The sequence below is a fragment of the Pseudomonas sp. 22515 genome (assembly GCF_052044625.1).
Classification (GTDB): domain Bacteria; phylum Pseudomonadota; class Gammaproteobacteria; order Pseudomonadales; family Pseudomonadaceae; genus Aquipseudomonas; species Aquipseudomonas alloputida.
In genome coordinates this window covers 36,103-61,223 of sequence record NZ_JBQENN010000007.1, presented here as the reverse complement: position 1 = coordinate 61,223, position 25,121 = coordinate 36,103, and the positions used below count along the sequence as shown (strand labels likewise).

The 25,121-nt window shown below is 62.2% G+C and carries 21 protein-coding genes and 1 tRNA gene; 14 read left to right on the top strand and 8 right to left on the bottom strand.

All coding sequences use genetic code 11. The annotated features are described in order from the left end of the window. Positions 1-44: 44 nt before the first annotated feature. On the bottom strand, positions 45-2,048 hold the full coding sequence (betT, locus tag ACTJJN_RS08875) for a choline transporter BetT (RefSeq protein ID WP_003255844.1): 2,004 nt from the start codon (positions 2,046-2,048) through the stop codon (positions 45-47). A 270-nt stretch (positions 2,049-2,318) separates the two neighbouring features. Continuing rightward, entirely contained in the window at positions 2,319-3,251 is a 933-nt protein-coding gene (gene epsC, locus ACTJJN_RS08870; protein ID WP_011953205.1) for a serine O-acetyltransferase EpsC, read from the bottom strand. Positions 3,252-3,558: 307 nt separating this feature from the next. Here epsC and tcyJ point away from each other — a divergent pair, with 307 nt between their 5' ends. The 9 genes from tcyJ (at position 3,559) to ACTJJN_RS08825 (ending at position 12,585) form a co-directional block, all read left to right on the top strand. After that, positions 3,559-4,353 (top strand): cystine ABC transporter substrate-binding protein, encoded by a 795-nt coding sequence (gene tcyJ, locus ACTJJN_RS08865; RefSeq protein ID WP_003255847.1) that lies wholly within the window; start codon positions 3,559-3,561, stop codon positions 4,351-4,353. Then, positions 4,350-5,018 (top strand): cystine ABC transporter permease, encoded by a 669-nt coding sequence (gene tcyL, locus ACTJJN_RS08860; protein WP_003255849.1) that lies wholly within the window; start codon positions 4,350-4,352, stop codon positions 5,016-5,018. Before tcyJ ends, tcyL begins: the two co-directional genes overlap by 4 nt. A 2-nt stretch (positions 5,019-5,020) precedes the next feature. Then, on the top strand, positions 5,021-5,779 hold the full coding sequence (gene tcyN, locus ACTJJN_RS08855) for an L-cystine ABC transporter ATP-binding protein TcyN (RefSeq protein WP_003255850.1): 759 nt from the start codon (positions 5,021-5,023) through the stop codon (positions 5,777-5,779). Positions 5,780-6,096: 317 nt separating this feature from the next. Next, entirely contained in the window at positions 6,097-7,338 is a 1,242-nt protein-coding gene (locus tag ACTJJN_RS08850) for an SfnB family sulfur acquisition oxidoreductase (protein ID WP_014755021.1), read from the top strand. A gap of 142 nt (positions 7,339-7,480) precedes the next feature. Beyond that, the gene (locus ACTJJN_RS08845) at positions 7,481-8,662 is read left to right on the top strand and encodes an SfnB family sulfur acquisition oxidoreductase (protein ID WP_011953204.1); all 1,182 of its coding nucleotides are present in this window, start codon (positions 7,481-7,483) and stop codon (positions 8,660-8,662) included. Then, positions 8,662-10,047: an LLM class flavin-dependent oxidoreductase gene (locus ACTJJN_RS08840; protein ID WP_440781204.1), complete on the top strand. Its 1,386-nt coding sequence runs from the start codon at positions 8,662-8,664 to the stop codon at positions 10,045-10,047. Before ACTJJN_RS08845 ends, ACTJJN_RS08840 begins: the two co-directional genes overlap by 1 nt. After that, the gene (locus ACTJJN_RS08835; protein ID WP_440781203.1) at positions 10,040-10,840 is read left to right on the top strand and encodes a MetQ/NlpA family ABC transporter substrate-binding protein; all 801 of its coding nucleotides are present in this window, start codon (positions 10,040-10,042) and stop codon (positions 10,838-10,840) included. Before ACTJJN_RS08840 ends, ACTJJN_RS08835 begins: the two co-directional genes overlap by 8 nt. 1 nt (position 10,841) lies before the next feature. Further along, entirely contained in the window at positions 10,842-11,951 is a 1,110-nt protein-coding gene (locus tag ACTJJN_RS08830; RefSeq protein ID WP_014861477.1) for a methionine ABC transporter ATP-binding protein, read from the top strand. Then, a complete protein-coding gene (locus ACTJJN_RS08825; protein WP_003255861.1) occupies positions 11,941-12,585 on the top strand; it encodes a methionine ABC transporter permease in 645 nt (214 codons plus the stop codon). The genes ACTJJN_RS08830 and ACTJJN_RS08825 overlap by 11 nt, the downstream gene beginning before the upstream one ends. Positions 12,586-12,612: 27 nt before the next feature. Here the strand turns inward: ACTJJN_RS08825 and dibA are convergent, their stop codons facing one another. Next, entirely contained in the window at positions 12,613-14,508 is a 1,896-nt protein-coding gene (gene dibA, locus ACTJJN_RS08820) for a phosphodiesterase DibA (protein WP_011953200.1), read from the bottom strand. Between the two features lie 146 nt (positions 14,509-14,654). Between dibA and desA the strand changes: the two genes are divergently transcribed. Beyond that, positions 14,655-15,839 carry a delta-9 fatty acid desaturase DesA gene (gene desA, locus ACTJJN_RS08815; RefSeq protein ID WP_004576383.1) on the top strand — a complete coding sequence of 395 codons (1,185 nt, stop codon included), beginning with the start codon at positions 14,655-14,657 and terminating at the stop codon, positions 15,837-15,839. A gap of 99 nt (positions 15,840-15,938) precedes the next feature. Next, a complete protein-coding gene (locus tag ACTJJN_RS08810; protein ID WP_003255864.1) occupies positions 15,939-16,967 on the top strand; it encodes a GGDEF domain-containing protein in 1,029 nt (342 codons plus the stop codon). 102 nt (positions 16,968-17,069) lie between these two features. Here the strand turns inward: ACTJJN_RS08810 and ACTJJN_RS08805 are convergent, their stop codons facing one another. The 4 genes from ACTJJN_RS08805 to ACTJJN_RS08790 form a co-directional block, all read right to left on the bottom strand. Further along, positions 17,070-18,329: a response regulator gene (locus ACTJJN_RS08805; RefSeq protein ID WP_003255865.1), complete on the bottom strand. Its 1,260-nt coding sequence runs from the start codon at positions 18,327-18,329 to the stop codon at positions 17,070-17,072. Positions 18,330-18,466: 137 nt separating this feature from the next. Then, positions 18,467-19,744, bottom strand: coding sequence for a 4-aminobutyrate--2-oxoglutarate transaminase (gene gabT / locus ACTJJN_RS08800; protein ID WP_003255866.1), 1,278 nt, complete (start codon positions 19,742-19,744; stop codon positions 18,467-18,469). Between the two features lie 182 nt (positions 19,745-19,926). Further along, a complete protein-coding gene (gabD, locus tag ACTJJN_RS08795; protein ID WP_003255867.1) occupies positions 19,927-21,369 on the bottom strand; it encodes an NADP-dependent succinate-semialdehyde dehydrogenase in 1,443 nt (480 codons plus the stop codon). A gap of 219 nt (positions 21,370-21,588) precedes the next feature. Then, positions 21,589-21,792, bottom strand: coding sequence for an aryl-sulfate sulfotransferase (locus ACTJJN_RS08790; protein WP_223817421.1), 204 nt, complete (start codon positions 21,790-21,792; stop codon positions 21,589-21,591). A gap of 45 nt (positions 21,793-21,837) precedes the next feature. Here ACTJJN_RS08790 and ACTJJN_RS08785 point away from each other — a divergent pair. From ACTJJN_RS08785 to ACTJJN_RS08775, 3 genes are all read left to right on the top strand, one after another. Continuing rightward, positions 21,838-21,914: transfer RNA gene (locus ACTJJN_RS08785), tRNA-Arg, on the top strand. A gap of 162 nt (positions 21,915-22,076) precedes the next feature. After that, on the top strand, positions 22,077-23,807 hold the full coding sequence (locus tag ACTJJN_RS08780; RefSeq protein ID WP_041168251.1) for a dipeptidase: 1,731 nt from the start codon (positions 22,077-22,079) through the stop codon (positions 23,805-23,807). A gap of 164 nt (positions 23,808-23,971) precedes the next feature. Continuing rightward, the gene (locus ACTJJN_RS08775; RefSeq protein ID WP_003255870.1) at positions 23,972-24,409 is read left to right on the top strand and encodes a CBS domain-containing protein; all 438 of its coding nucleotides are present in this window, start codon (positions 23,972-23,974) and stop codon (positions 24,407-24,409) included. 6 nt (positions 24,410-24,415) lie between these two features. Here ACTJJN_RS08775 and ACTJJN_RS08770 read toward each other — a convergent pair whose 3' ends face one another. Continuing rightward, positions 24,416-25,054, bottom strand: a complete 639-nt coding sequence (locus ACTJJN_RS08770) for a hypothetical protein (RefSeq protein WP_003255871.1) — start codon at positions 25,052-25,054, stop codon at positions 24,416-24,418. Between the last annotated feature and the right edge of the window lie 67 nt (positions 25,055-25,121).

Genomic DNA, 25,121 nt, shown 5'->3' with positions numbered 1-25,121 from the left:
GGGAGCGGGCAAGCCCGCGAAGAGGCCAGGACAGGAGACCTTGGTCAGCGAACCAGGTGCAGGTACTGCATGTGCCGCTCGTACTGGTCGAGGATGTCGTTGATGATCTGCTCCTTGCTGTAGCCCACCAGGTCATAGTTCTGGCTGCCTTCGCTCAGGTGCACCTCCGCCCGGTAATAGCGGCGGTTCTTCAACTCCTGCGTACCCAGCCCCCCCAAGGCGAACGATGGTGTGAAATAGCCACGCATCTGCACTTGGTAAATGAACGGCTGTTCCTCGCCATGGCCAATCTTCAGGCTGACGTTGTCATGGCTAGGGTCGTCCTGGGTAATCAGCACCAGGCCTTTCTGCTCGAACACTTCACGCACATCGGCAATCGCCGGGCGCACCACATCATCCATGAAACGGTACACCTCATCACGTGACGGGAAGTGCACCGCCTGGCTCAGGCGCTGGCGCCAGCCGCCACGGCCGCGACGCGACTGGGCGAACGGGGCCAGCGAGTGCATCTGCGCGATCTGCCGCTGCGACTCCAGGTAGAACGCCTTGTGCAGCCCCCACATCATGCACAGCAGAATGAGCGAGAACGGCAGCGACGTCAGCACCACTGCCGACTTCAGCGAATCAATGCTGCCAGCGAACAACAGCGCACTGGTGATCAGTGCAGTCATCGCCCCCCAAAAGATACGCAGCCAGTTCGGCCCATCTTCATCAGCGTCACCGCCCTTGGCCGACAAGGTCGACAGCACCACGGTGCCCGAGTCGGCCGAGGTGACGAAGAACACGAAGCTGATGAACACCGTGGTGGCGATGACTGCCTTGCTCCAGGGGTAGGTTTCCAGCAGCAGGTACAGGCTCATCGACGGGTTATCCAGCGCCGACTGGCCCAGTGCGGTCATGCCGTGGTTGATCACCTGGTCCAAGGCGCTGTTGCCGAAGATCGACATCCACGCCAGGGTGAAGCCCAGCGGAATCAGCAGCACGCCAAAGACGAACTCGCGGATGGTACGGCCACGGGAGATGCGGGCGATGAACAGGCCCACGAACGGCGCCCAGGCAATCCACCAGGCCCAGTAGAACACGGTCCAGCCGCCCAGCCAGCCGCGGTTTTCACCATAGGCATACACGTCGAAGCTCTTGCGCGGCAACGCACCCAGGTAGTCGCCCAGGTTCTGGATCAGCGTGTTGAACAGGTGCTGGGTAGGCCCGGCGAACAGCACGAACAGCAGCAGCGCACAGGCCAGGAACAGGTTGATGTCGCTCATCACCCGCACCCCCTTCTCCACCCCGGCCACGGCTACGGCCACAGCCGCGCCCATCATCAGGGTGATGAGGATCACCTGCACCCACTGGCTGTGGCTGATGCCGAACAGGTAGTCCAGACCGGCGTTCAGATGCAGCACCCCAAAGCCCATGTCGGCGCCCAGGCCGAACACCGTGGCGATGATGCCGAAGCCATCCACCGCATAACCGATCGGGCCGTTGATGCGCTTGCCAATCAGCGGGTACAGCGCCGAACGCAGGGCCAGCGGCAGGTTATGCCGGTAGGCGAAATAGGCCAATGCCATGCCGACGAAGGCGAACACCCCCCAGCCATGCAGGCCCCAGTGCAGGAACAGGATCTGCATCGCCTGGCGCCCGGCCTCGACCGTGCCGGCTTCGCCTTGGGGCGGTTGCAGCATGTGGGTCAGCGGTTCGGAGACACAGAAGAAGAACAGCGTGATGCTGATGCCGGCGGCGAACAGCATGCCTGCCCACGACAGGTAGCTGAACTCGGGTTCGTCGTGGTCGGCACCGAGTTTGATCTTGCCATAGCCAGACAAGGCGGTGACCACCACGAAGACCAGGTACAGCGTCATCGCCAGCATGTAGTACCAGCCGACCGTGTTGGCCGCCCAGTTCTGCGCCGCCAGCAACCAGTCACCTGCGGCTTGCGGGTTGGAGATGACTACCAGGCCAAAGATGAGGATGAAACTCGCCGCAAAGTAGAACACCGGGGGGTTCATGCGGATTTTGCCGTTGGCAGCGGAAGGGTTCGGTGCACTCATAGGGCGTGCACCTCGTCGAATGACGTGAGGTTCGGAATGAACGGGTTCAGCAAAGGAATCCTCCTGTTGAACACCGGCAGCGGACCAGCGTTTTTCATTGAACAAGCGTTCAAGTTAAACATGGATCGGATTTCAATGCGAATTGGGGCGCCGATTGGTGTCGTCCTGTTCCGGCCTCTTTGCGGGTGGACCCGCACCTACATTTGGTACGTTCGGTGTAGGCGCGGGCTTGCCCGCGGAGAGGCCGGCACAGGCAATTGCACTGCTGGATCAGTTCTTGTCCTGGCAATCCAGCTGCAGGTTGGCCTGAGTAATGTTGCTTTCAGCCGGCACACTGCGCGTCAGCCACACATTACCGCCAATGGTCGAACCCTTACCGATGGTAATACGCCCCAGCACCGTGGCCCCGGCATAGATCACCACATCGTCCTCGACGATCGGGTGGCGTGGCAGGCCTTTATGCAGCGTACCCGACTCATCGCTGGGGAAACGCTTGGCGCCCAGGGTCACCGCCTGGTAGATGCGCACGCGCTCGCCGATGATCGCGGTTTCACCAATGACCACACCCGTACCATGATCGATGAAGAAGCTCGGGCCGATCTGCGCCCCCGGGTGAATGTCTATACCGGTGGCCGAATGCGCCAGCTCCGAACTGATCCGCGCCAGCAGCGGCAGCCCTGCCTTGTACAGGTGATGCGCCAGCCGGTGGTGGATGATCGCCAGGATGCCCGGGTAGCACAGCAGCACTTCATCGACGCTGCGCGCTGCCGGGTCGCCGTGGTAGGCGGCCAGCACATCGGTGTCGAGCAGAATGCGCAGTTCCGGTAGCGCAGCTGCAAAGCCCTGGATCAGGCTCAGCGCACGGGCGTCGACGCCCGCCAGCTCGGCCTTGCTTTGCCGTGCCGCGTAGCGAAGTTCAAGACGAGCCTGGGCCAGCAAGGCGGTCAGCGCGGCATCCAGGGTATGGCCGACGTAGAAGTCTTCACTTTCTTCGCGCAGGTCGACTGGCCCCAGGCGCATGGGGAACAGCGCCCCGCACAGTTGCTCCAGAATCTGTCGCATCGCTTCACGCGACGGCAGCTCGCGCCCGCCCTGCTCGCCAATACTGCGGCCATTACGGGTGCGCCATTGCTCACGGGCCCCGCGCAGGCCAGTGACAATGCTCTGCAACTGCCAATGCGCGGATGAAGGTTGTTCGCTCACGGTGTTCTCCTGCCGTATAGGCCATCTGATTTTGTTGCCAGGCCCGCGAAAAGGCCGAACCTGCCTGCTGCAATCCACTTTACGGCAAATCTGAGGCTTGGAAAAAACAACGCTTTATTCCATCCTGCACTAAGTCAGGCATAAGCCGCGATGACGGAGTGGGTATCGTCGCCTACCCTCAAAGCAGCCAGCACCTGGCGCAAATCAAAAAAGGAATATTAAAGTTATTTTTTAGTATTTCCCGGCCTAATCAGCCAACCCTATAGTCGCCACCTCACTACCTAGACAACAAGCGCGGGGCTCTGACATGTCGAAATTCGCCAAACCGCTACTCAACGCCAGCCTGGCCCTTCTGCTGGGTGCCGGCCTGCTCAGCCAGGCTTTCGCCGGCGAGCAATTGAAGACCATTCAGGAAAAAGGCGTCATCAACGTCGGCCTCGAGGGCACCTACCCGCCATTCAGCTTCCAGGACGAAAACGGCAAACTGACCGGCTTCGAAGTGGAGCTGTCCGAGCTGCTGGCCAAGGAGCTGGGGGTCAAGGCCAAGATCCAGCCGACCAAGTGGGACGGCATCCTCGCCGCGCTGGAATCCAAACGCCTGGATGTAGTGGTCAATCAGGTGACCATTTCCGAAGAGCGCAAGAAAAAGTACGACTTCTCCGAGCCCTACACTGTCTCCGGCATCCAGGCACTGATCCTGAAAAAGAAAGCCGAGCAGCTGAACATCAAGGGCGCACAGGACCTGGCCGGCAAAAAGGTCGGCGTAGGCCTTGGCACCAACTACGAACAGTGGGTGAAAAAGGACGTGCCGCAAGCCGATGTGCGCACCTATGAAGACGACCCAAGCAAGTTCGCTGACCTGCGCAACGGCCGTATCGACGCCATCCTGATCGACCGCCTGGCGGCGCTGGAATACGCGCAAAAAGCCAAGGACACCCAACTTGCTGGCGATGCCTTCTCGCGCCTGGAAAGCGGCGTGGCCCTGCGCAAAGGTGAGCCGGAACTGTTGGCAGCCATCAACAAGGCCATCGACAAGCTAAAAGCTGACGGCACGCTGGCCAAGCTGTCCGAGAAGTACTTCGGTGCCGATGTCACCAAATGATCGCTGAAAGCCTGCAACTCGTTGTCGATTCCGCGCCCTTCCTGCTGAAGGGCGCGGGTTATACGGTGCTGCTCAGTGTCGGCGGCATGTTCTTCGGTCTGGTGCTGGGCTTTGCCCTGGCGCTGATGCGGTTGTCGAAGATTCTGCCGCTGAACTGGCTGGCGCGGGTCTACGTGTCGTTCTTCCGCGGCACGCCGCTGCTGGTGCAGCTGTTCGTGATCTATTTCGGCATGCCGCAAATCGGCATCGAGCTCGACCCAATCCCCGCTTCGCTGATCGGCCTGTCGCTGAACATGGCGGCCTACATCTGCGAGATCCTGCGCGCAGCCATTTCCTCGATCGACCGTGGCCAATGGGAAGCAGCCGCCAGCATCGGCATGACCCGCGTGCAAGCCATGCGCCGGGCGATCCTGCCACAGGCCTTGCGCACCGCGTTGCCACCGCTGGGCAACAGCTTCATCTCGTTGGTAAAGGACACTGCCCTGGCGGCAACCATCCAGGTGCCCGAGCTGTTCCGCCAAGCCCAGCTGATTACTGCGCGCACGTTCGAAGTGTTCACCATGTACGTGGCGGTCGCGGTCATCTACTGGGTGCTGTGCAGCATCCTTGCGCACTTCCAGAACCGCATGGAAGCGCGGGTCAACCAGCATGACCAGGAGCATTGAGCATGATTGAAGTCAAAGGCCTGACCAAGCGGTTCAAGGGCCAGACCGTGCTCAACGGTATCGACCTGACCGTGCAGCCCGGTGAAGTGGTGGCCATCATCGGCCCCAGTGGCTCGGGCAAAACCACCTTCTTGCGCTGCCTTAACCTGCTGGAAACCCCCGATGCCGGGCAGATCCAGATCGGCGCCATCAGCATCGATGCCAACCGCCCTTTGGGCGGGCAGCAGGGTGCGATTCGCCGTTTGCGCCAGCAAGCCGGGTTCGTGTTCCAGAACTTCAACCTGTTCCCCCATCGCACTGCCCTGGAGAACGTGATCGAGGGGCCGGTGATCGTCAAGAAGACGCCTCGCGAACAGGCCATCGAGCTCGGCCGGCGCCTGCTGGCCAAAGTCGGCCTGGCGGGCAAGGAAGACGCCTACCCACGGCGCCTGTCCGGCGGCCAGCAGCAACGCGTGGCCATCGCCCGTGCCCTGGCCATGGAACCAGAGGTAATCCTGTTCGACGAACCGACCTCGGCGCTGGACCCGGAGCTGGTCGGTGAAGTATTGGCGACCATCCGCGGCCTGGCCGAGGAAAAGCGCACCATGATCATCGTCACCCACGAGATGAGCTTTGCCCGGGACGTGGCGAACCGGGTGATCTTCTTCGACAAGGGCGTGATCGTGGAGCAGGGCGAAGCAAAGGCGCTGTTCGCGGCGCCGAAGGAAGAACGTACCCGGCAGTTCTTGCGCAAGTTCCTCGGGACTGCGGCCTCCGAGTAAACCTGTTCCGGCCCTTTCGCGAGTAAACCCGCTCCTACAGTGAATGCACAGATCTTGAGGCATCTGTGTAGGAGCGGGTTTACCCGCGAAGAGCCCGGCACGTCTGTAACATATCCCCTTCTATAAATATTCCAAAAAGTTAGTTCATAAAATTTTTATAAATCATTAGGGTATATAAACCGGACCACCGGACCAGCACACATCTGTCGCGATCAGCTGTAGCGACATAACTATTTTGTGAGGTCAGGAATGGTCAGGATCACAATCACCCCAGTGCGTAACGCCAGGGCATTGAGTGCAGCCAAGGAGCGGCACTGATGCCCAGCCAAGCCAACACCCAATTCCATAGCGATCTCGACAGCTCGCCCCCGCTGCTGCCGGCCAAGGTACTGCGCAACGACGCCGAAGCCCTGCAAGCGGCCCGCGAACTGGCCAAGGTCGCCCGTGAGCAAGCTGCCCGGCGCGACCAGCAACGCAAACTGCCCTGGGCCGAAATCGAACTGTTTACCCGCAGCGGTCTGGGCAGCATCAGCGTACCCAAGGCCTACGGTGGCCCCGACGTATCGTTCGCAACGGTCGCCGAAGTGTTCCGCCTGATCAGCGCCGCCGACCCCGCCCTGGGGCAGATCCCGCAGAACCAGTTCGGCATGCTGCAACTGCTGCGCCTGACGGCCAGCGAGGCGCAGCAAGCGCGGATCTTTCGCAGCGTGCTCGACGGCTGGCGCATCGGCAATGCCGGGCCTGAGCGTGGCACCAGGGATACCCTCACCCTCAAGGCCCGAATCACGCGCGCCGGCGACAGCTACCGCATAAGTGGCGAGAAGTTCTACTCCACCGGTGCCTTGTTCGCCCATTGGGTGGCGGTAAAAGCCCTCGACGACGAAGGCCGCCAGCGCCTGGCATTCGTGCGCCGGGGCAGCCCGGGGTTGCGCATTGTCGATGACTGGTCCGGGTTCGGCCAGCGCACCACCGCCAGCGGTACCGTGCTGCTGGACCAGGTGCCGGTGGACGCGGAACTGGTAATCGACAACTGGCGCCAGCGCGATATCCCCAACATTCAGGGCGCCGCTTCGCAGCTGATCCAGGCGGCGATCGATGCTGGCATCGCCGAAGCAGCTATCGATGATGCGATCACCTTCGTGCGCGAAAAGTCCCGGCCGTGGATTGAAGCCAACGTCGACCGTGCCAGTGACGACCCTTATGTAATTGCCGACATCGGCCGCCTGAAACTCGAGCTGCACGCCGCCGAAGCGCTGTTGCGCAAAGCTGCTCGGGTACTCGACGAGGTCAACGCTGCGCCTATCGACGCAGCCAGTGCGGCACGTGCCTCGATTGCGGTGGCCGAGGCCAAGGTGCTGACTACCGAAATTGCCCTGCAGGCCAGCGAAAAGCTGTTCGAGCTGGCCGGCAGCCGCGCCACCCTTGCCGAGTTCAACCTCGACCGCCACTGGCGAAATGCTCGGGTGCACACCCTGCACGACCCGGTGCGCTGGAAGTACCACGCGGTGGGCGCTTACCACCTTAATGGCACCCTGCCTGCACGGCATTCCTGGATCTGATTTGCTGCCTTTGGGGCTGCTGCGCAGCCCTTCGCGGGCTTGCCCGCTCCCACAGGATTGCCACCGCCTGAACGGGCATCACTTCACCTGTGGGAGCGGGTAAGCCCGCGAAGGGCCACAAAGCGGCCCCCCGGAGAACTCCATGACAATCGCTATCATCACCAGCGACGCCCAAGCCCTGGCCGTCGCCGAAGACATCGCCCAACAACTGCGCCGCGACAGCGCCTTGCGCGACCGCGAGCGCCGCCTGCCGCTGGCCGAACTCGAGCTGTTCACCCGCTCCGGCCTGTGGGCCATCAGCGTGCCCAAAGCCTTCGGCGGTGCCGGCGTATCCAACGTCACCCTGGCCAAGGTCATCGCCCGTATCGCGCAGGCCGACGGTTCGCTCGGGCAGATTCCGCAGAATCATTTCTACGGTCTGGAAGTGCTGCGGGTAAACGGCAGCCCCGAACAGCAACAGCGCCTGTACGCCGAGGTGCTGGCCGGCCGCCGTTTCGGCAATGCCCTGGCTGAGCTGGGCACCAAGACCGCCCACGAGCGCACCACCCGCCTGAGCCGTGACGGCGACGGTTTCCGCATCAACGGGCGCAAGTTCTATTCCACAGGCGCCATCTATGCCCAGCGCATTCCAACCTCGGTCGTGGATGAACAAGGTATACAACAGTTGGCCTTCGTCCCGGCCGACAGCCAGGGGCTGCAGGTGATCGACGACTGGAGCGGCTTCGGCCAGCGCACCACCGGCAGCGGTTCGGTGGTGTTCGATAACGTGTACGTCAGCGCAGCGGACGTGGTGCCGTTCCAGAGCGCCTTCGAGCGCCCCACCCCGGTCGGCCCGCTGGCGCAGATCCTCCATGCCGCCATCGACACCGGTATTGCCCGCGCCGCCTATGAAGACGCCCTGCACTTCGTGCGCACCCGCAGCCGTCCGTGGGTCGACTCCGGCCTGGACAAGGCCACGGATGACCCGCTGACGCTGAAAAGCTTCGGCCATCTGGCGGTCCGCTTGCATGCGGCCGAAGCCCTGCTGGAGCGCGCAGGCGAATACCTCGACCGCGCCCGCGACGACAGCACTGCCGACAACGTGGCCGCCGCCTCCATTGCCGTGGCCGAAGCACGCGCCATCAGCACCGAAATTTCCCTCACCGCCGGTACCACCCTGTTCGAACTGGGCGGCAGCCAGGCAACATTGGCCGAACACAACCTCGACCGCCACTGGCGCAACGCTCGCGTGCACACCCTGCACGATCCGGTGCGCTGGAAGTACCACGCCATCGGCAACTACTACCTCAACGATGCCAACCCGCCGCGCCGGGGGACCATCTGATGGCCAAGCAGATTCTGCTCAATGCCTTCAACATGAACTGCATCGGGCACATCAACCACGGTCTGTGGACCCACCCACGGGACACTTCAACCCAGTACAAGACCCTGGACTACTGGACCAACCTGGCACGCCTGCTGGAGCGCGGCCTGTTCGACGGGCTTTTCATTGCCGACATCGTCGGCACCTACGACATCTACGGCCAGTCACTGGACGTCACCCTCAAGGAGTCGATCCAGCTGCCAGTCAACGACCCGCTGCTGCTGGTCTCCGCCATGGCTGCGGTCACCCGTCACCTGGGTTTCGGCCTTACCGCCAACCTCACCTACGAGGCGCCGTACCTGTTCGCCCGGCGACTTTCCACACTCGACCACCTGAGCAATGGCCGGGTGGGCTGGAACATTGTCACCGGCTACCTCGACAGCGCCGCCCGGGCCATGGGCCTGGCGCAGCAACCGGCGCATGATCGCCGCTACGACCAGGCCGATGAATACCTGCAGGTGTTGTACAAGCTGCTGGAAGGCAGCTGGGCCGACGACGCAGTGGTCGCCGACCGCGAGCATCGCGTCTATGCCACGCCCGACAAGGTGCGCAAGGTTCAGCACCAGGGCGAGTTCTACAAGGTCGAAGGCTACCACCTGTGCGAGCCCTCACCGCAGCGCACCCCGGTGCTGTTCCAGGCCGGCAGCTCGCCGCGTGGCTTGGCCTTCGCCGGCAACCATGCCGAATGCGTGTTCATCAGTGGCCAAGACAAGGCAGCCACCCGCGCCCAGGTCGACAAGGTTCGCGCGGCCGCCCAGGCCGCCGGCCGCGACCCGCAGGCAGTCAAAGTGTTCATGGGCATCACGGTGATCGTTGCGGCCACCGAGCAACTGGCCCAGGCCAAACACGCCGAGTACCTGCGCCACGCCAGCGCCGAAGCGGGCGTCGCGCACTTCGCCGCGTCCACTGGCATCGACTTCGCCGCCTATGAATTGGACGAACCCATTGCCTTCAGCCAGGGCAACGCCATCCAGTCAGCCACGCGCCAGTTGCAAGACAACGCCTGGACGCGCCGGCGCCTGTTGCAACAGCACGCCCTGGGCGGCCGCTACGTAACCCTGGTCGGCGCGCCTGAACAGGTGGCCGAGCAGTTGATCGCGTGGATCGATGAAACCGGCCTGGACGGTTTCAACCTGACCCGCACCGTCACCCCGGAGAGCTTCGAGGACTTCGTCGAGCTGGTCATCCCGCAACTTCAGCTGCGTGGCCGCTACAAGACGGCCTACACCGAAGGCACCCTGCGCGAAAAACTGTTTCATACCGACCACCCGCACTTACCCGCCGACCACCCTGGCTCGGCTTACCGCTTTACCCCTACCCCGACTGGAGCCCTGCACCATGCTTGAGAAACTGTTCCGGCCCGTCGCGGCCATTGCCATCACCCTCGGCCTGTGCGCCGGTGCCCTTGCTGCCGAGCCGTTGAAGATCGGCACCACCTCGGCCTTTGCCATTCCGCTGGAAGCCGCGGTGGAAGAAGCCCACAAGCGAGGCCTGGAAGTGAAGCTGATCGAGTTCAGCGACTGGATTGCGCCCAATGTCAGCCTCAACAGCGGCGACATCGACGTGAACTACTTCCAGCACATCCCGTTCCTGGAAAACGCCAAGGCTGCTGCAGGCTTCAACCTTGTGCCTTACGCCCCGGGCATCATCAACAACGTTGGCCTGTACTCGAAAAAGTACAAAAGCTTTGCCGAGCTGCCTGAAGGCGCCAGCGTGGCCATCGCCAACGACCCGATCAACAGCGGCCGTGGCCTGCTGCTGCTGGCCAAGGCCGGGTTGATCACCCTGAAGCCCGGCGTGGGCTACAAGGCCACCGAGGATGACATCCTCACCAACCCGAAAAAGTTGAAGATCCTTCAGGTCGAGGCGGTGCAACTGGTACGCGCCTACGACGACGCCGACCTGGTGCAGGGTTACCCGGCCTACATCCGCCTGGCCAACACCTTCGATGCCACCTCGGCGTTGCTGTTCGATGGGCTGGAAAACAAGGAATACGTGATCCAGTTCGTCATTCGCCCGCAAAGCAAGGACGACCCACGCCTGGCCAAGTTCGTCGACATCTACCAGCATTCGCCAGTGGTGCGCGCTGCGTTGAACAAAGCTCACGGCAAGCTCTACCAAGCCGGCTGGGAAGGCTGACATGAGCCAGGCCAGCGCGCTCAGGGCGCCTACACCCCAAGCACTGCCGCCTATGGCCAGGGAACAGGCCCTGCGCCCCGAGGTCAATGAAGCCCACGTGCGCTTCATCGGCCTGGGCAAGACCTACCCGGGCCAGGCGCAACCGGCCTTGCAAGGCATCGACTTGAACATCCGCCATGGCGAGATCTTCGGCATCATCGGCCGCAGCGGCGCCGGTAAGTCATCACTGCTGCGCACCATCAACCGCCTGGAGCAACCCAGCCAGGGCCGCGTATTGATCGACCAGGTGGATATCGCGCCTTTCGATGAGGACCAGCTTGTGGCCCTGCGCCGGCGCATCGGCATGATCTTCCAGCACTTCAACCTGATGTCGGCCAAGACCGTGTGGCAGAACGTCGAGTTGCCGTTGAAAGTCGCCGGCGTGGCAAAAGCCGAACGCCAGCGCAAGGTGCGCGAGTTGCTGGAACTGGTCGGCCTGCAGGAAAAACATCACGTGTACCCGGCGCAACTGTCCGGCGGGCAGAAACAGCGCGTGGGCATTGCCCGGGCACTGGTGCACACCCCCGAGATCCTGCTGTGCGACGAGGCCACCTCGGCGCTGGACCCGGAAACCACCGCCTCGATCCTGGAGCTGCTGCGCGATATCAACCAGCGCCTGGGCCTGACCATCGTGCTGATCACCCACGAAATGGCGGTGATTCGCGACATCTGCCACCGGGTTGTGGTGCTGGAACGCGGCGCAGTGGTCGAGCAGGGCGAGGTCTGGCGGGTGTTTGGTTCACCTCGTCACGAGGTTACCCGCACCCTGCTCGCCCCTTTGCAGGCCAAGCTACCCGCCGCACTGCAAGCCAGCCTCCAGGCCCACCCGGCGAGCGGCAACAGCGCCGTAGTGCTGAAACTGACGGTGCTTGGCGAGCCAGAGCTGTCTGCCCTGTTCAACGACCTGGGCGGGCGTGTGCGTTTGCTGCAGGGCGGCGTGGAAACCATCGGCGAACATGCCTTGGGGCAACTCATCCTCTCGGTGCAACACTCGCCGCACGACACCCATCAATTGCTGGAACGTGCCCGCCGTTGGGCCGAGGACGTGGAGGTATTGGGCCATGTGGTTTGATCGCCTGCTGGAAGGCTTGCTTGATACGCTGCTGATGGTTGGGGTTTCGTCACTGATCGCCCTGCTGGTGGGTGTACCCATGGCGGTACTGCTGGTCACCAGCGACAAGGGTGGGATCTTCGAGGCGCGGCTGCTGAACCGGGTGCTGGGCGCCTTCGTCAACCTGTTCCGCTCGATTCCGTTTCTGATCCTGATGGTTGCGCTGATTCCTTTCACCCGCCTGGTGGTGGGTACCACTTATGGTGTGTGGGCGGCAGTGGTGCCGCTGACCATTGCCGCCACACCGTTCTTTGCGCGGATTGCCGAGGTCAGCCTGCGTGAGGTCGACCATGGTCTGGTGGAAGCCGCACAGGCCATGGGCTGCCGGCGCTGGCACATCGTCTGGCATGTACTGTTGCCCGAGGCACTGCCGGGGATCGTCGGGGGCTTCACCATAACCTTGGTGACCTTGATCAACTCGTCGGCGATGGCCGGGGCGATTGGTGCCGGCGGGCTGGGGGATATCGCCTATCGGTATGGCTACCAGCGTTTCGACAGCCAGATCATGCTGACCGTGATCGCCATGCTGGTAGCGTTAGTGGCGTTGATCCAGCTGGGCGGGGACCGCCTGGCGAAGGGTTTGAACAAGCGCTGAAATCCAGGGCTGCTTTGCAGCCCGCTCTCAATCCCAGCGAAGATCCTCAGCCGGCACTGGCCGCCCGAACCAGTACCCTTGCCCCAACTGGCATTCCTCCTGCAACAGGAAGCTGGCCTGTTCCGTCTGCTCGATGCCCTCGGCATGCACCTGCATACCCATGCTACGGGCCAAGGCGATGATCACCCGCACAATAGCGATGTCGTCTTCATCCACTGGCAACCCAGCCACAAACCCTTGGTCGATTTTCAATTTCTGCACCGGCAAACGTTTGAGCCGCAGCAGTGACGAATACCCGGTGCCAAAGTCGTCGATGGCCAGGGTCACCCCCAGTTCGCGCAAGCGGTGCAGTTGCTCCAGCGCCACCTCAGGGTCTTCCATCACCGCGCTTTCGGTCACTTCCAGCTCCAGCAAGGCCGGGGCCAGGCCGGTGTCATGCAGCACTTCGGCTATCTGCCGATACAGCTCATGCTGGCCAAACAGGCGACTGGAGATGTTCACCCCAACAAATGCCAGCTGCCGGCCTTCAGCCTGCCACTGCACCATTTGCCGACAGGCCTGTTGCAGCACCCAGGTATCGATCTCGGCAATCAGGCCGGTGCGTTCGGCAATCGGGATGAACTCGCTCGGCGGTACCAGGCCGCGCCCGGGGTGCTGCCATCGCACCAACGCCTCGACCCCGACCTGCCGGCCCGTCGCCAAGTCGTGTACCGGCTGAAAGTACACCCGCAGTTCATCCTGCTCCAGGGCCCGACGCAATTCGGCGGCGGTCTCGACCCGATGCTGGGCGTGGGCGGTCAGCTCTTCGGTGTACAGCGCATAACAGGCCCGACCGTTGCTTTTGGCCTTGTACAACGCCGAGTCGGCATTGCGCAGCAACTGCTCGGCACTCAAGGCATCGCTGGGGAACAGGCTGATTCCGACGCTGGCGCTGATGAACAGACGATTGCCCTCGAACTGAAACGGCTCACGCATGCGCTCGATGATGCATTGCGCCAGCTTGCCCGCCTGGCCAACCTGCTGGCAGTTCTCGGCCAGCACGCCGAACTCGTCGCCGCCCAGACGCGCCAGGGTCATGCCGTTACCCAACACCTCTCCCAGACGCTCGCCTACCAGCTTCAGCAACTGGTCGCCAATGGTATGGCCCAGGCCGTCGTTTATGCTCTGGAAATGATCCAGGTCCAGCAGCAACAGGGCGCAACCGCGCTTGTTGGCCTGCGCCACCGCCAATGCCTGCTCCACCCGGTCGGTAAACAGCAGGCGGTTGGGCAGGCCGGTCAGCGGGTCGTGGTGGGCGAGGTAGGCAAGCTCTTGTTCCGAATGCTTGATGGCGCTGATGTCACTGAACACCGCCACGTAATGGCTGAGCTCACCTTCGTCATCACGAATGGCGCAAATGGTCTGCCACTGCGGGTAGATTTCCCCGCTTTTGCGCCGGTTCCAGATTTCACCACTCCACTCGCCCTTCTCGGCCAGGGTGGCAAAAATTTCCTGGTAGAAGGCCAGGCCATGGCGGCCCGACTTGAACTTGCTCGGGCGCTGGCCGATGACCTCATCCTGCTGGTAGCCGGTGATGCGCATGAAGGCACGATTGACGTGCACGATCAGGCCTTGGCGGTCGGTCACCAGCACACCCTCGAGGGTACTGTCGAACACCGCGGCAGCCATGCGCAGCCGTTCACGGTCTTCGCAACGCAAACGCGCGCCATGGCCGATGAAATTGAGCAGGCGCACACGCGACACGTAGATCAGCACGGCACTGAGCAGCACCCAGACCACCACGTTGATCTGCCGCCCCACAGTCAATGCCAAGGGGTCGTCAGTCATGCTGTGCAGCATCACCTCCGCCAGCGCAAGCCAGAGGATCGAGAGCACCACATACAGCGCAGCCATGCGCAAGGCGTCGCGAACGGAAACAGACATGTCGGGTGGGAAAGGCCATCAAAAAGGAGCGGGCATTATAAAGGCTGAAACATGTCGTGACCTCCTATCTCAACGGTTGACTGGTTTTATTTCCCCGCCAAGGGATAATCAGCCCTTCCCCCTGCATTTCGAGGGTATTTGCACCTATGTGGTATAACGGCCTGCTCGACCTGTCGGCCTGGCAACTGGTCGGCATCACTCTGTTGATGACCCACGTGACCATTGTCAGCGTCACGGTCTACCTGCATCGCTACTCCGCGCACCGGGCCCTGGAGCTCAACGGCGCGCTCAAGCACTTCTTCCGCTTCTGGCTGTGGCTGACCACGGCGCAGAACACCCGTGAGTGGACCGCCGTCCACCGCAAGCACCACGCCAAGTGCGAAACCCCCGACGACCCGCACAGCCCGGTGTACAAGGGCCTGGGCACGGTGCTGCGCAAAGGTGCCGAGCTGTACCGTGAAGAGGCACGCAACCCCGAAACCCTGCGCATCTATGGCAAGAACTGCCCGGATGACTGGATTGAGCGCAACCTGTACTCGCGTTACAAACTGGGCGGCATCGCACTGATGGCGGTGATCGATCTGCTGCTGTTCGGCACCCTGGGCATCACCATCTGGGCGGTGCAGATGATGTGGATTCCGTTCTGGGCCGCCGGTGTGGTCAACGGCCTGGGCCATGCCCTGGGCTATCGCAACTTCGAATGCCGCGACGCCGCCACCAACCTGGTGCCCTGGGGCATCATCATCGGCGGTGAAGAACTGCACAATAACCACCACACCTACCCCAACTCGGCCAAGCTCTCGGTCAAACGCTGGGAGTTCGACATGGGCTGGGCGTGGATCCGCTTGTTCTGCCTGTTGCGTCTGGCCAAGGTGCAGCGCGTGGCGCCCATCGCCCACCGGGTGGCCGGCAAGGCCAGCCTGGACATGGACACCGCCATGGCCATCCTCAACAACCGCTTCCAGATCATGGCCCAGTACCGCAAGCTGGTGATCGGCCCGCTGGTGAAACAGGAACTGGCCCGTGTCGACGCCTCGGTGCGTTACCGCTTCCGCCGTGCCAAACGGCTGCTCTCGCGCGAAACCAGCCTGCTGGAAGACCGCCACCACGTGCGCATCGAGTCCATGCTCGCGCACAGCCAGGCACTGAAAACCATCTACGAAAAACGCCTGGCCCTGCAGCAGATCTGGGCGCGCACCAGTGCCAACGGCCACGACATGCTGGCTGCCATGAAAGACTGGGTACACGAGGCCGAAACCAGCGGCATCCAGGCACTGCGCGACTTCGCAGCACAACTCAAGACTTACTCGCTGCGTCCGACCGGCGCCTGACCGCCGTTGATCGGCACGCCCCGCAACGGGGCGTGCCGTTCGGAACTTCGCCCCCGCCTCTCCACTCGAATCCGGAATATCGCCTGCGTGGCGGGCCGGATGTTGGCCGCACGCTTTCACGTTGAGACCTGCTCCGTGCACATGGCCAAGAACATTCCAACGATTTTCCCCGGCACCCCTCCTCCCGAAGCTGCCCAGACTTTACTGGCGTTGCTCCACGCCCAAGGTGAGGTTGCCCGCCTGAGTGAGCGTGATCAGCTGTTCAGCTCGTTGCTCGACAGCGTCAACGCAGTGCTTTGGGCCTTCGACTGGGAAACCCGTCAGGTGCTGTACGTGAGCCCAGCCTACGAGCGCATCTTCGGCCGCCCGGTCAGCCTGGTGCTGGCTGACTACAATGAATGGCGTGACAGCATCTACCCCGACGACCTCGAGTTCGCCGAGCGTAGCCTGGCCCAGGTACTGCTCAAGGGCGCGGTGGAAGACCGCGAGTACCGCATCCTCAATGCCGATGGGCAACTGCGCTGGCTGAGCGACAAGTGCTACATCAACCAGCAGCACGATGGCGACCGGGTAATCATTGTCGGTATCGCCGAAGACATCACCGAGAAGAAGCAGCTTGAAGGCGAACTGCAGCGCCTGGCCACCACCGACGTGCTGACCCAGAGCAGTAACCGCAGGCACTTTTTCGAATGTGCCCAGCAAGCCTTCGACAGTGCACGCGAGGACGGTACACCGCTGGCTTTCCTGCTGTTGGATATCGACGACTTCAAACGCATCAATGACAGCTATGGCCACCAGGAAGGCGACCAGGTGCTGCAACACATCGCCGACAGCGGCAAGGCCGTGCTACGCCGGGGCGACCTGTTCGGACGCATTGGCGGCGAAGAATTTGCGGCGGTGTTTCCGGGCTGCAACGCCCAGGTCGCGGAGCAGATTGCCGAGCGCTTGCAACGGCAGATTCAGCACTTGAGCTTCAGCCATGGCCAGCAGACGTACGGGGTGACGGTGAGCCAGGGGCTGACCGAGCTGACCGATGAGGATGTGGCGCTGGACAGCCTGTATGCGCGGGCCGATGCGGCAATGTACCAGGCCAAGCGGCAGGGCAAGAACCAGATAGTCCGCGGCTGATCAGGCGGCAAGGGCACCGGCTTTGGCCGGTATTCGCGGGCCCGGCGCCACACCTGTGGGAGCGGGCAAGCCCGCGAAGGGCCGCAATGTGGCCCCCGAATCTCAGCTGGAAACTTCGGCCCCAGCCACCGGCGGTTCTTCCTGCGGTTTTACTTCCGGGTTCTCCTCTTTGCGCAACCGCCTCAGCTCCGGCAGGCCAAGCTTGAGCAGGCGCGCCGTCTTGCCGCTGGCCACCTTCTCCAGCCCCTGCCCAGCCGGCAGCCGCGACAACTGCCCAGCCAGGTTCATGGCCAGGATCTCCCGCGAGTAAACGCCACCGCCCAACTGGTAGATCGCAGCGATCAACTCGCGCAGTGCCAGCGGCAAACGCCAGCGAGTACGCAGCGCCGAGCCGAACGCCGCACCAAACTCTTCCAGCGATTGCTGCACATTGCGCTCGTCCAGGTCTCCCCCGGCCAACCGCCACTCTTGCAGGCAGCGCAACACCGCCAGGTCGCCCAGGCAATGCAGCAAGCCCGCGCAATAACAACGGCCCTCGTCCAGCTCGAGCATGCGCGCCAAGGTGCGGCCATATTCGGCAGTGTGCAGTGACAGGTCCCAGTAACGGGCTGCGTGCTCTGCCAACAGTGGGTCGCTGAGGCGTGCGCTGCGCTTGAGGGTCATGCCCAGGATCAGGTTCATGCTTTGGGTACTGCCAAGCTTGTTCAGGGCCTGCAGCAACGTCTGCACCGGGGCTTCACGGTGCAATGCCGCACTATTGGCGGCAGCGATCAGCACCGCCGTCACCTGCGGGTCGTTACGCACCTCCTCTTCGAGCACCCTGAGGTTCAGGCCCTGAGGGTTCAGCGCTCGATTGATCGCTACCTGCACATCGGCCAGCAGCGGCCCGCCATCGGCGGTAGCGCGGCGCTGCTCAAGGTAGGCTGGCAGGCTGGCTCCCGCCTGCAACGCCGGTACCGGGCAGGCAATCTCCTCGCCAACAGCCAGCAGCAACTCTTGCAGGCGCTTGCGCAGGTTATCCAGGTTCAGTGGCTTGCTCAGGTAAGCCGTGGGGTGCAGGGGCAGCGCTTCGCGCACACTGGCGCTGTCATTGCGGTTACTCATGAGAATGAACGGCACCCCTGGCCCTTTGGCGCGCACCTTGCGCAGCAGGTCGAGGCCGTCGACACCGGCCAGCTCGCGGGCAGCGATGATCAGGTCCGGCTTGCTGGACAGGGCACTGAGCGCCTGCGCGCCGTCAGCGCATACCTGCAGGCGGGCGTCACAGCGCACGCTGAGCAGCATCTCGCTGAGCATGTCCCGTACCCAAGGATCGCCTTCTACAATCAGTACGCTTGGTGGGGTGGGGGCTGCAGCGCTCATCACCAACTACTCCTGAATACCCTGACACACAGTCCGTCGCAGCTTCCAAAGCCAATCCTCCGATAACCATAGCGCCACATGGCTTATCTGGGCATAAAAAAACCCGCCGAGGCGGGTTTTTTCTGAAGCGCGTCACATCAGGCGATTTCAGCGAAGCACTCTTCGATGATGGCCAGGCCTTTGTCCAGCAGCGCGTCTTCGGCGGTCAGCGGAACCAGGATACGCAGGACGTTGCCGTAGGTGCCGCAAGACAGCAGGATCAGACCCTTTTCACGAGCCTTGGCGACAACCTGGCCAACAGCAGCTGCGTTCGGGGTGTGAGTGCCTTTCTCGAAGACTTCGACGGCAATCATCGAGCCCAGACCACGGACGTCGCCGATGATCGGGTACTTCTTCTGGATTTCGCGCAGGCCGGCGGTCAGGCGCTCACCCACAGCCTTGCTGCGGTCCAGCAGTTTTTCTTCTTCGAACACTTCGATCACGGCCAGGGCTGCGGCGCAAGCGATCGGCGAACCCGCGTAGGTACCGCCCAGGCCGCCAGGCGCGATGGCGTCCATGTATTCGGCCTTGCCGCACACACCGGCCAGCGGGAAGCCGCCAGCGATGGATTTGGCGAAGGTGGTCAGGTCAGGCGCAACGCCCATCTGTTCCATGGCGAAGAAGGTGCCGGTACGGCCAGCGCCAGTTTGTACTTCGTCGGCGATCAGCAGGATGCCGTGCTGGTCGCACAGGGCGCGCAGGCGTTTCATCAGCTCTTTCGGCGCTGGCAGGAAGCCGCCTTCGCCTTGTACTGGCTCGAGGATGATCGCGGCGATGTCGCGCGGCTCGGCGTCGTTCTTGAAGATGCGCTCGACCGAGGCGATGGCGTCGTCAACGCTGATACCGTGCAGTTCGCTCGGGAACAGGGCGCGGAAGATGCCGCCTGGCATCAGGCCCATGCCAGCGGAGTACGGCACGACCTTGCCGGTCAGGCCCAGGGTCATCATGGTACGGCCGTGATAACCGCCGGTGAAGGCGATGACGCCAGCGCGGCCAGTGGCAGCACGGGCGATCTTGACGGCGTTTTCAACGGCTTCGGAGCCGGTGGTGACCAGCAGGGTCTTCTTGTCGAAGTCGCCTGGGACCAGCTTGTTGATCTTTTCGCACAGCTCTACGTAGGGCTCGTAAGCCAGCACCTGGAAGCAGGTGTGGCTGACCTTGGTCAGCTGCTCTTGCACGGCTGCAACCACTTTCGGGTGCAGGTGGCCGGTGTTCAGTACTGCGATGCCGCCGGCGAAGTCGATCAGTTCGCGGCCTTCAACGTCGATCACGGTCGAGTTCTTCGCGGTGTCGACGAAGATCGGGTGGATCTGGCCGACGCCACGTGGGACGGCAGCTACACGACGTTGCATCAAGGATTCGTTGGTTTTGCTCATAATGCCCTCATTGCGCCGACAGGAATGGCGCTTTTATTCGGGGGCGGCTGGGAGTGCTCGCGAACAGTATTCGTTGATCGACTGTCGTGAACGCCCTGGCCACCAGGTACTGCAATGTAAAAAAGGCCAGCGAGACGTCGCTCTCGCGCCCCGCTGGCAGAGGTAAAGCCTTTACCGTGCTATCAGACGCTGATGCACAGGTATTTGATTTCGAGGTAGTCCTCGATACCGTACTTGGAACCTTCGCGGCCCAGGCCCGAAGCCTTGATACCACCGAACGGCGCCACTTCGTTGGAGATAAGGCCGGTGTTGATACCCACCATGCCGTACTCCAGGGCTTCGGCGACACGGAACACACGGCTCATGTCACGGGCGTAGAAGTACGAGGCCAAGCCGAACTCGGTGTCGTTGGACATGGCGATGACTTCGGCTTCGTCTTTGAAGCGGAACAGCGGCGCCAGTGGGCCGAACGTCTCTTCCTTGGCGACAGCAGCGGTCTTCGGTACGTCAACCAGGATGGTCGGCTCGAAGAAGTTGCCTTCGATCAGCTTGCCACCGGACAGCACTTTGGCGCCTTTGCTGACGGCGTCCTCGATGTGCTCCTGGACCTTGGCGACAGCCTTGCCGTCGATCAGCGGGCCAGTGGTGGTGCCTTCTTCCAGGCCGTTACCGATCTTCAGCTTGGCAACTGCAGCGGCCAGCTTCTGGGCGAACGCGTCGTAGACGCCGTCCTGCACGTAGATACGGTTGGCGCAGACGCAGGTCTGGCCGTTGTTACGGTACTTGGAGATGATCGCGCCCTCGACCGCCTTGTCCAGGTCGGCGTCGTCGAACACGATGAACGGGGCGTTGCCACCCAGCTCCAGGGAAACCTTCTTGATGTCCTTGGCGCATTCTTCCATCAGCTGGCGACCGATTTCGGTCGAGCCGGTGAAGGACAGCTTGCGTACCAGGGAGTTGCCGGTCAGTTCGCCGCCAACTTCGCCGGCGCTGCCGGTCACCACACTCAGCACGCCAGCCGGGATGCCGGCACGGTGGGCCAGCTCGACCAGGGCCAGAGCGGAGTATGGGGTTTGCGAAGCCGGCTTGAGGACCATGGTGCAGCCAGCGGCCAGGGCCGGGCCGGCTTTACGGGTGATCATGGCGGCCGGGAAGTTCCACGGGGTGATGGCCGCGGTAACGCCGATTGGCTGCTTGATGACAATCAGGCGCTTGTCTGGCTGGTGGCCTGGGATGGTGTCACCGTAGATGCGCTTGGCTTCTTCGGCGAACCACTCGATGAACGAGGCCGCGTAGGCGATTTCGCCCTTGGCTTCGGCCAGTGGCTTGCCCTGTTCGGTGGTCATCAAGCGAGCCAGGTCGTCCTGGTTCTCGATCATCAGTTCGAACCAGCGACGCAGCTTGGCCGAGCGCTCTTTCGCAGTCAGGGCACGCCAGGCCGGCAGGGCCTTGTCGGCGGCTTCGATAGCACGGCGAGTTTCCGCGGTGCCCATCTTCGGCACGGTACCGATGACTTCGCCGGTGGCCGGGTTGGTCACCTTGATGGTCTGGCCGTTGTCCGCATCCAGCCACTCACCATTGATATAGGCTTGCTGGCGGAACAACTGAGCGTCTTTGAGCTGCATGTCGGCTTCCCGAATTGTTGATTGTTGAAAAGCGCCCAAGGCAGGGCATCGAGCGTTTGAAATCTCAAACGAATGCTAAGCGGCTGCTGGGGTGTTGGACAATAGGCTGTTCGAAAAAAAGAACGAATGGTTGAACAGCCCATCTGAAATCGCCCGCAGAAAGGCCGCTGAAGGGTAGACGATGCTGCGGCCGGACTCGGGGCGATGCCAAAATTCGTTTCACTGCTTGTCAAAGCCAATGTTCAACACACCCTGATGGTGAGCTGAAACGATGATGCTGTCGCCATCGGCAGCGTAGTCGACGGCATTGACGCGGGTCCAGTTACGGCCGGTTCCACCCTGGCCGACAGTTTGATCGGTATTGTCGTGTATCCGGCCCCGGGGATCTGCACAGCCAACACGGTAAAAACAGCTACAGATCAAGGCGATGGACGTCAACGATACAGATGGGTATCATGCGTGCGCGTTGCACTCGTAGCTCAGCTGGATAGAGTACTGCCCTCCGAAGGCAGGGGTCGTGGGTTCGAATCCCGCCGAGTGCGCCATATCAAGAAAGCCCTGGGCCTGAGCCCGGGGCTTTTTCGTTTGTGCGCCATGTCACCTTTCTGGTACTCCCGTGCCACGGGTCATTGATGTTAGCGTGGGCGTCTTCCCGTTCTCCGAACGGGTAACCCATAACAATGATTGGCAAAGGAATGCGCACAACCATGCAGTTGAAAAAACTCACCGCCACCACCCTGCTGCTGGCCGGCATTGGCCTGTTCACCCAGCCTGCCCAAGCCAACCTCACCCAGCAGCAGTCCGCAGCTATCGTCAAAGCCTTCGACGGCAGCGACCCAAGCGATTTCAGGCAATTCCTCGGCAAGCTCAAAGGCAGCGCCCTGGGCAAGGCCGACAACCTCGAGGCAACCGTCGACGCCTACCTGGCCAACAAGCCATTGGCCGCCGAGCAACAAGACGAGATCAACCGCCTGCTCGGCCTGTATACCCGCATCAAGTATGGCAAAGCCGCTACCGAAACCCTGCGTGAACTGGTAGCCATCCCCACCTTCAACGTCGAGGGTACACCGCAGTACGAAAACCCTGAATTCCTCAAGATCGCCGACAAGATCAAGGCCTTGGCCGACCGCTTCGGCCTGGCCTTCCGCAACATCGACAACCGGGTGTACGAGATCTCGCTGGGCAGCGGGAAGGAAGTGATCGGTATCCATGCCCACGCTGACGTCGTGCCGGTCAACCCGGACAACTGGAAGCTGGCCGACGGTACGCGCCTGGACCCGTTCAAGGTCACCCTGGTGGGTGACCGCATGTACGGCCGCGGCACCGAAGACGACAAGAACGGCATCGTGGTGGCGATGTATGCGCTGAAAGTGGCCAAGGACGAAAACCTGCCGCTCGCCCGGCAGTTCAAGCTGCTGATCGACACCACCGAAGAAACCAGCGGTGATGCCATCCCCTACTACTTTGAGCGCAACCCTACGCCCGATTACAACCTGGCCCTCGACGGCGGCTACCCCGTAGTGATTGCCGAGAAAGGCTACGGCACGGTCATGGCCAGCTTCACCAAGCGCCCGGCCAGCGGCAAGGGTGCCGAGATCGTCAACCTGACCGGTGGCCTGGCCACCAACCAGATCCCGACAACTTCGGTTGCGACCCTGATTTCTGACAACCCGGCACAGCTGGTCAAGCACCTGCAGCAAGCCGGTGCCAGATATGTGAAGCAGCATGGAAGCGACTTCAGCATCGACGCCAAGGCCGACGGCAAGCAAGTCTTGCTCACCGTGACCGGTGTTTCCGCACACTCTTCGGAGCCGGAATCCGGCATCAACCCGGTGGCGCGTATGCTCGACTTCATCAATGGCCTCGGCCAGCAGGTGTCGCTCAAGCACAACCACTTTACCGACGCGGCCCGCTACGCCGCCGAAAACTGGGGCCTGGACTACCTGGGCAACACGCTCGGCGTGGCCTTCAAGGACCCGTTCATGGGCCCGCTGACCACCTCGCTGACCTTTGTCGGGGTGGATGACAAAGGCTTGAAACTGGCGGTGAATCTGCGCATTCCCAAGGGGAAGCCGATCGCCACGATCAAGGACGAGCTGGCCGACAAACTGGGTAAATGGACCCGGCAAAGCAACACCTCGGTGGCGTTCGATTACAGCCTGGACGAGCCGATGTACCGCAACCCTGAAGGCGAATGGGTAAAGGCCCTGCTCGCTGTGGCCACCGAGAACCTGGGGATGAAGCATGAGTTCGGCACGTCCGCCGGTGCGACTTCGGTCCACGACCTGCCCAACGGCGTCCAGTTCGGCCTGGCCATGCCGGACGTGAAGTACACCGGGCACAACGACAACGAGTTCAAGACCGTGGAGCAGTTCATGCTGGACTTGCAGGTGGTGAGCGAAATGGTGGCGCGGATCGGGCAGATGCCGAAGCTTTGATCGGCAGTACCGGCCTCTTCGCGGCTTTNAAAAGGCCCCTACAAGCGAACAGCCATGACGTTTTTCAATCGCCTCCATGCCGTTTCCTGCATTGCCGTGCAGAGCGCCGTACCGGATGCTTTAGTTACACCGAGACAGTGCTTTTTTCACCCGCAGAGGCCCGTATGAAGACCGTCGAACAAATCCTCAAGACCAAGTCCCAGCACCAGACCGTGTACACCATCGGCCCGGATGACTCGGTGCTCGACGCCCTGAAACTGCTGGCGGAGAAAAACATCGGTGCACTGCCCGTGGTCGAGGGTGGCCAGGTAGTGGGCATCGTCAGTGAGCGGGACTACGCGCGCAAACTGGTCCTCAAGGGCCGCTCTTCCGCCGCTACGCCGGTACGCGAAATCATGAGCGCACCGGTAGTCACTGTGGATCCCAAGCAAAAGCTCGATTTCTGCATGAACCTGATGACCGACCGGCACCTGCGTCACCTGCCGGTGGTCGACAACGGCAGATTGCTCGGCCTTCTGTCGATCGGCGACCTGGTCAAGGAAACCATTGACGAACAGGCGAGCCTGATCAAGCAAATGGAGCAGTACATCCGCGGCGAATGAAGCGCCTCAATGGTAGGCGCGCTCCAGTTCGTCCAGCTGATGGTCGAAGCTACGCAAGCGCGCCGACCAGGTGTACACCAGCACTTCCAGGTCACGGTTGAGCACTGCCGTATTGCCGTGGCCGCTGTGCGTGGGCTCGCCGAGGTCCAGCTGGTAGCGTTCACGGGCCATCGCCTGGGCCACGCTGGACAGGTCGCGAGCGTTGGCCAGCCAGTGGTGATGGCGGTCATGGATTTCGCGGTCGAGCACCCGGCACTGGCGCTTCAGCGCATCCAGGCTCTGCTCCAGCGGAGTGCCCCTGAGCTCGCCCATGACCTCTTCGAAGGTACGCCCCGAATGCCAGTAGCTGCCCCAGAAATAACGGTCGAAAACCGTCTCGACGCGGCGTAGCGCAACCTTGGTATTCCAGATGGTCAGCAACGTTCGCCCCTGCACCACTTCGCGCTTGTTCAGGCGCAACTGCTGCCAGGCGATCCATGTCAGCGCCACCAGTGCAACCGCTACAGTGACTGCGGCAGCGGCGTACAGGAAATGCACGGCCTGGTTCATCTGTTGCGTCTGTCTGATGCCATAGAAGTAACTGGCCGTCAGGGTGCCCAGGATCGTCACGGAACACCAGAAACCTGGTGCGTAGGGATCTTTCATCGCGCTATCCCCTTATTGTTTTCCTGAGCATAGCAACGGCCGATCACTCGTCAGGTGCCGCTCGGCG

Coding starts and splice junctions, on each gene's coding strand:
- desA (WP_004576383.1), top strand. CDS start 14,655: ATGTGGTATAACGGCCTGCTCGACCTGTCGGCCTGGCAACTGGTCGGC.
- ACTJJN_RS08810 (WP_003255864.1), top strand. CDS start 15,939: ATGTTGGCCGCACGCTTTCACGTTGAGACCTGCTCCGTGCACATGGCC.
- dibA (WP_011953200.1), bottom strand. CDS start 14,508: ATGTCTGTTTCCGTTCGCGACGCCTTGCGCATGGCTGCGCTGTATGTG.
- ACTJJN_RS08825 (WP_003255861.1), top strand. CDS start 11,941: ATGTGGTTTGATCGCCTGCTGGAAGGCTTGCTTGATACGCTGCTGATG.
- gabT (WP_003255866.1), bottom strand. CDS start 19,744: ATGAGCAAAACCAACGAATCCTTGATGCAACGTCGTGTAGCTGCCGTC.
- tcyL (WP_003255849.1), top strand. CDS start 4,350: ATGATCGCTGAAAGCCTGCAACTCGTTGTCGATTCCGCGCCCTTCCTG.
- betT (WP_003255844.1), bottom strand. CDS start 2,048: ATGAGTGCACCGAACCCTTCCGCTGCCAACGGCAAAATCCGCATGAAC.
- ACTJJN_RS08850 (WP_014755021.1), top strand. CDS start 6,097: ATGCCCAGCCAAGCCAACACCCAATTCCATAGCGATCTCGACAGCTCG.
- ACTJJN_RS08840 (WP_440781204.1), top strand. CDS start 8,662: ATGGCCAAGCAGATTCTGCTCAATGCCTTCAACATGAACTGCATCGGG.
- tcyJ (WP_003255847.1), top strand. CDS start 3,559: ATGTCGAAATTCGCCAAACCGCTACTCAACGCCAGCCTGGCCCTTCTG.
- ACTJJN_RS08805 (WP_003255865.1), bottom strand. CDS start 18,329: ATGAGCGCTGCAGCCCCCACCCCACCAAGCGTACTGATTGTAGAAGGC.
- ACTJJN_RS08835 (WP_440781203.1), top strand. CDS start 10,040: ATGCTTGAGAAACTGTTCCGGCCCGTCGCGGCCATTGCCATCACCCTC.
- ACTJJN_RS08830 (WP_014861477.1), top strand. CDS start 10,842: ATGAGCCAGGCCAGCGCGCTCAGGGCGCCTACACCCCAAGCACTGCCG.
- ACTJJN_RS08775 (WP_003255870.1), top strand. CDS start 23,972: ATGAAGACCGTCGAACAAATCCTCAAGACCAAGTCCCAGCACCAGACC.
- ACTJJN_RS08845 (WP_011953204.1), top strand. CDS start 7,481: ATGACAATCGCTATCATCACCAGCGACGCCCAAGCCCTGGCCGTCGCC.
- ACTJJN_RS08770 (WP_003255871.1), bottom strand. CDS start 25,054: ATGAAAGATCCCTACGCACCAGGTTTCTGGTGTTCCGTGACGATCCTG.
- gabD (WP_003255867.1), bottom strand. CDS start 21,369: ATGCAGCTCAAAGACGCTCAGTTGTTCCGCCAGCAAGCCTATATCAAT.
- ACTJJN_RS08780 (WP_041168251.1), top strand. CDS start 22,077: ATGCAGTTGAAAAAACTCACCGCCACCACCCTGCTGCTGGCCGGCATT.
- tcyN (WP_003255850.1), top strand. CDS start 5,021: ATGATTGAAGTCAAAGGCCTGACCAAGCGGTTCAAGGGCCAGACCGTG.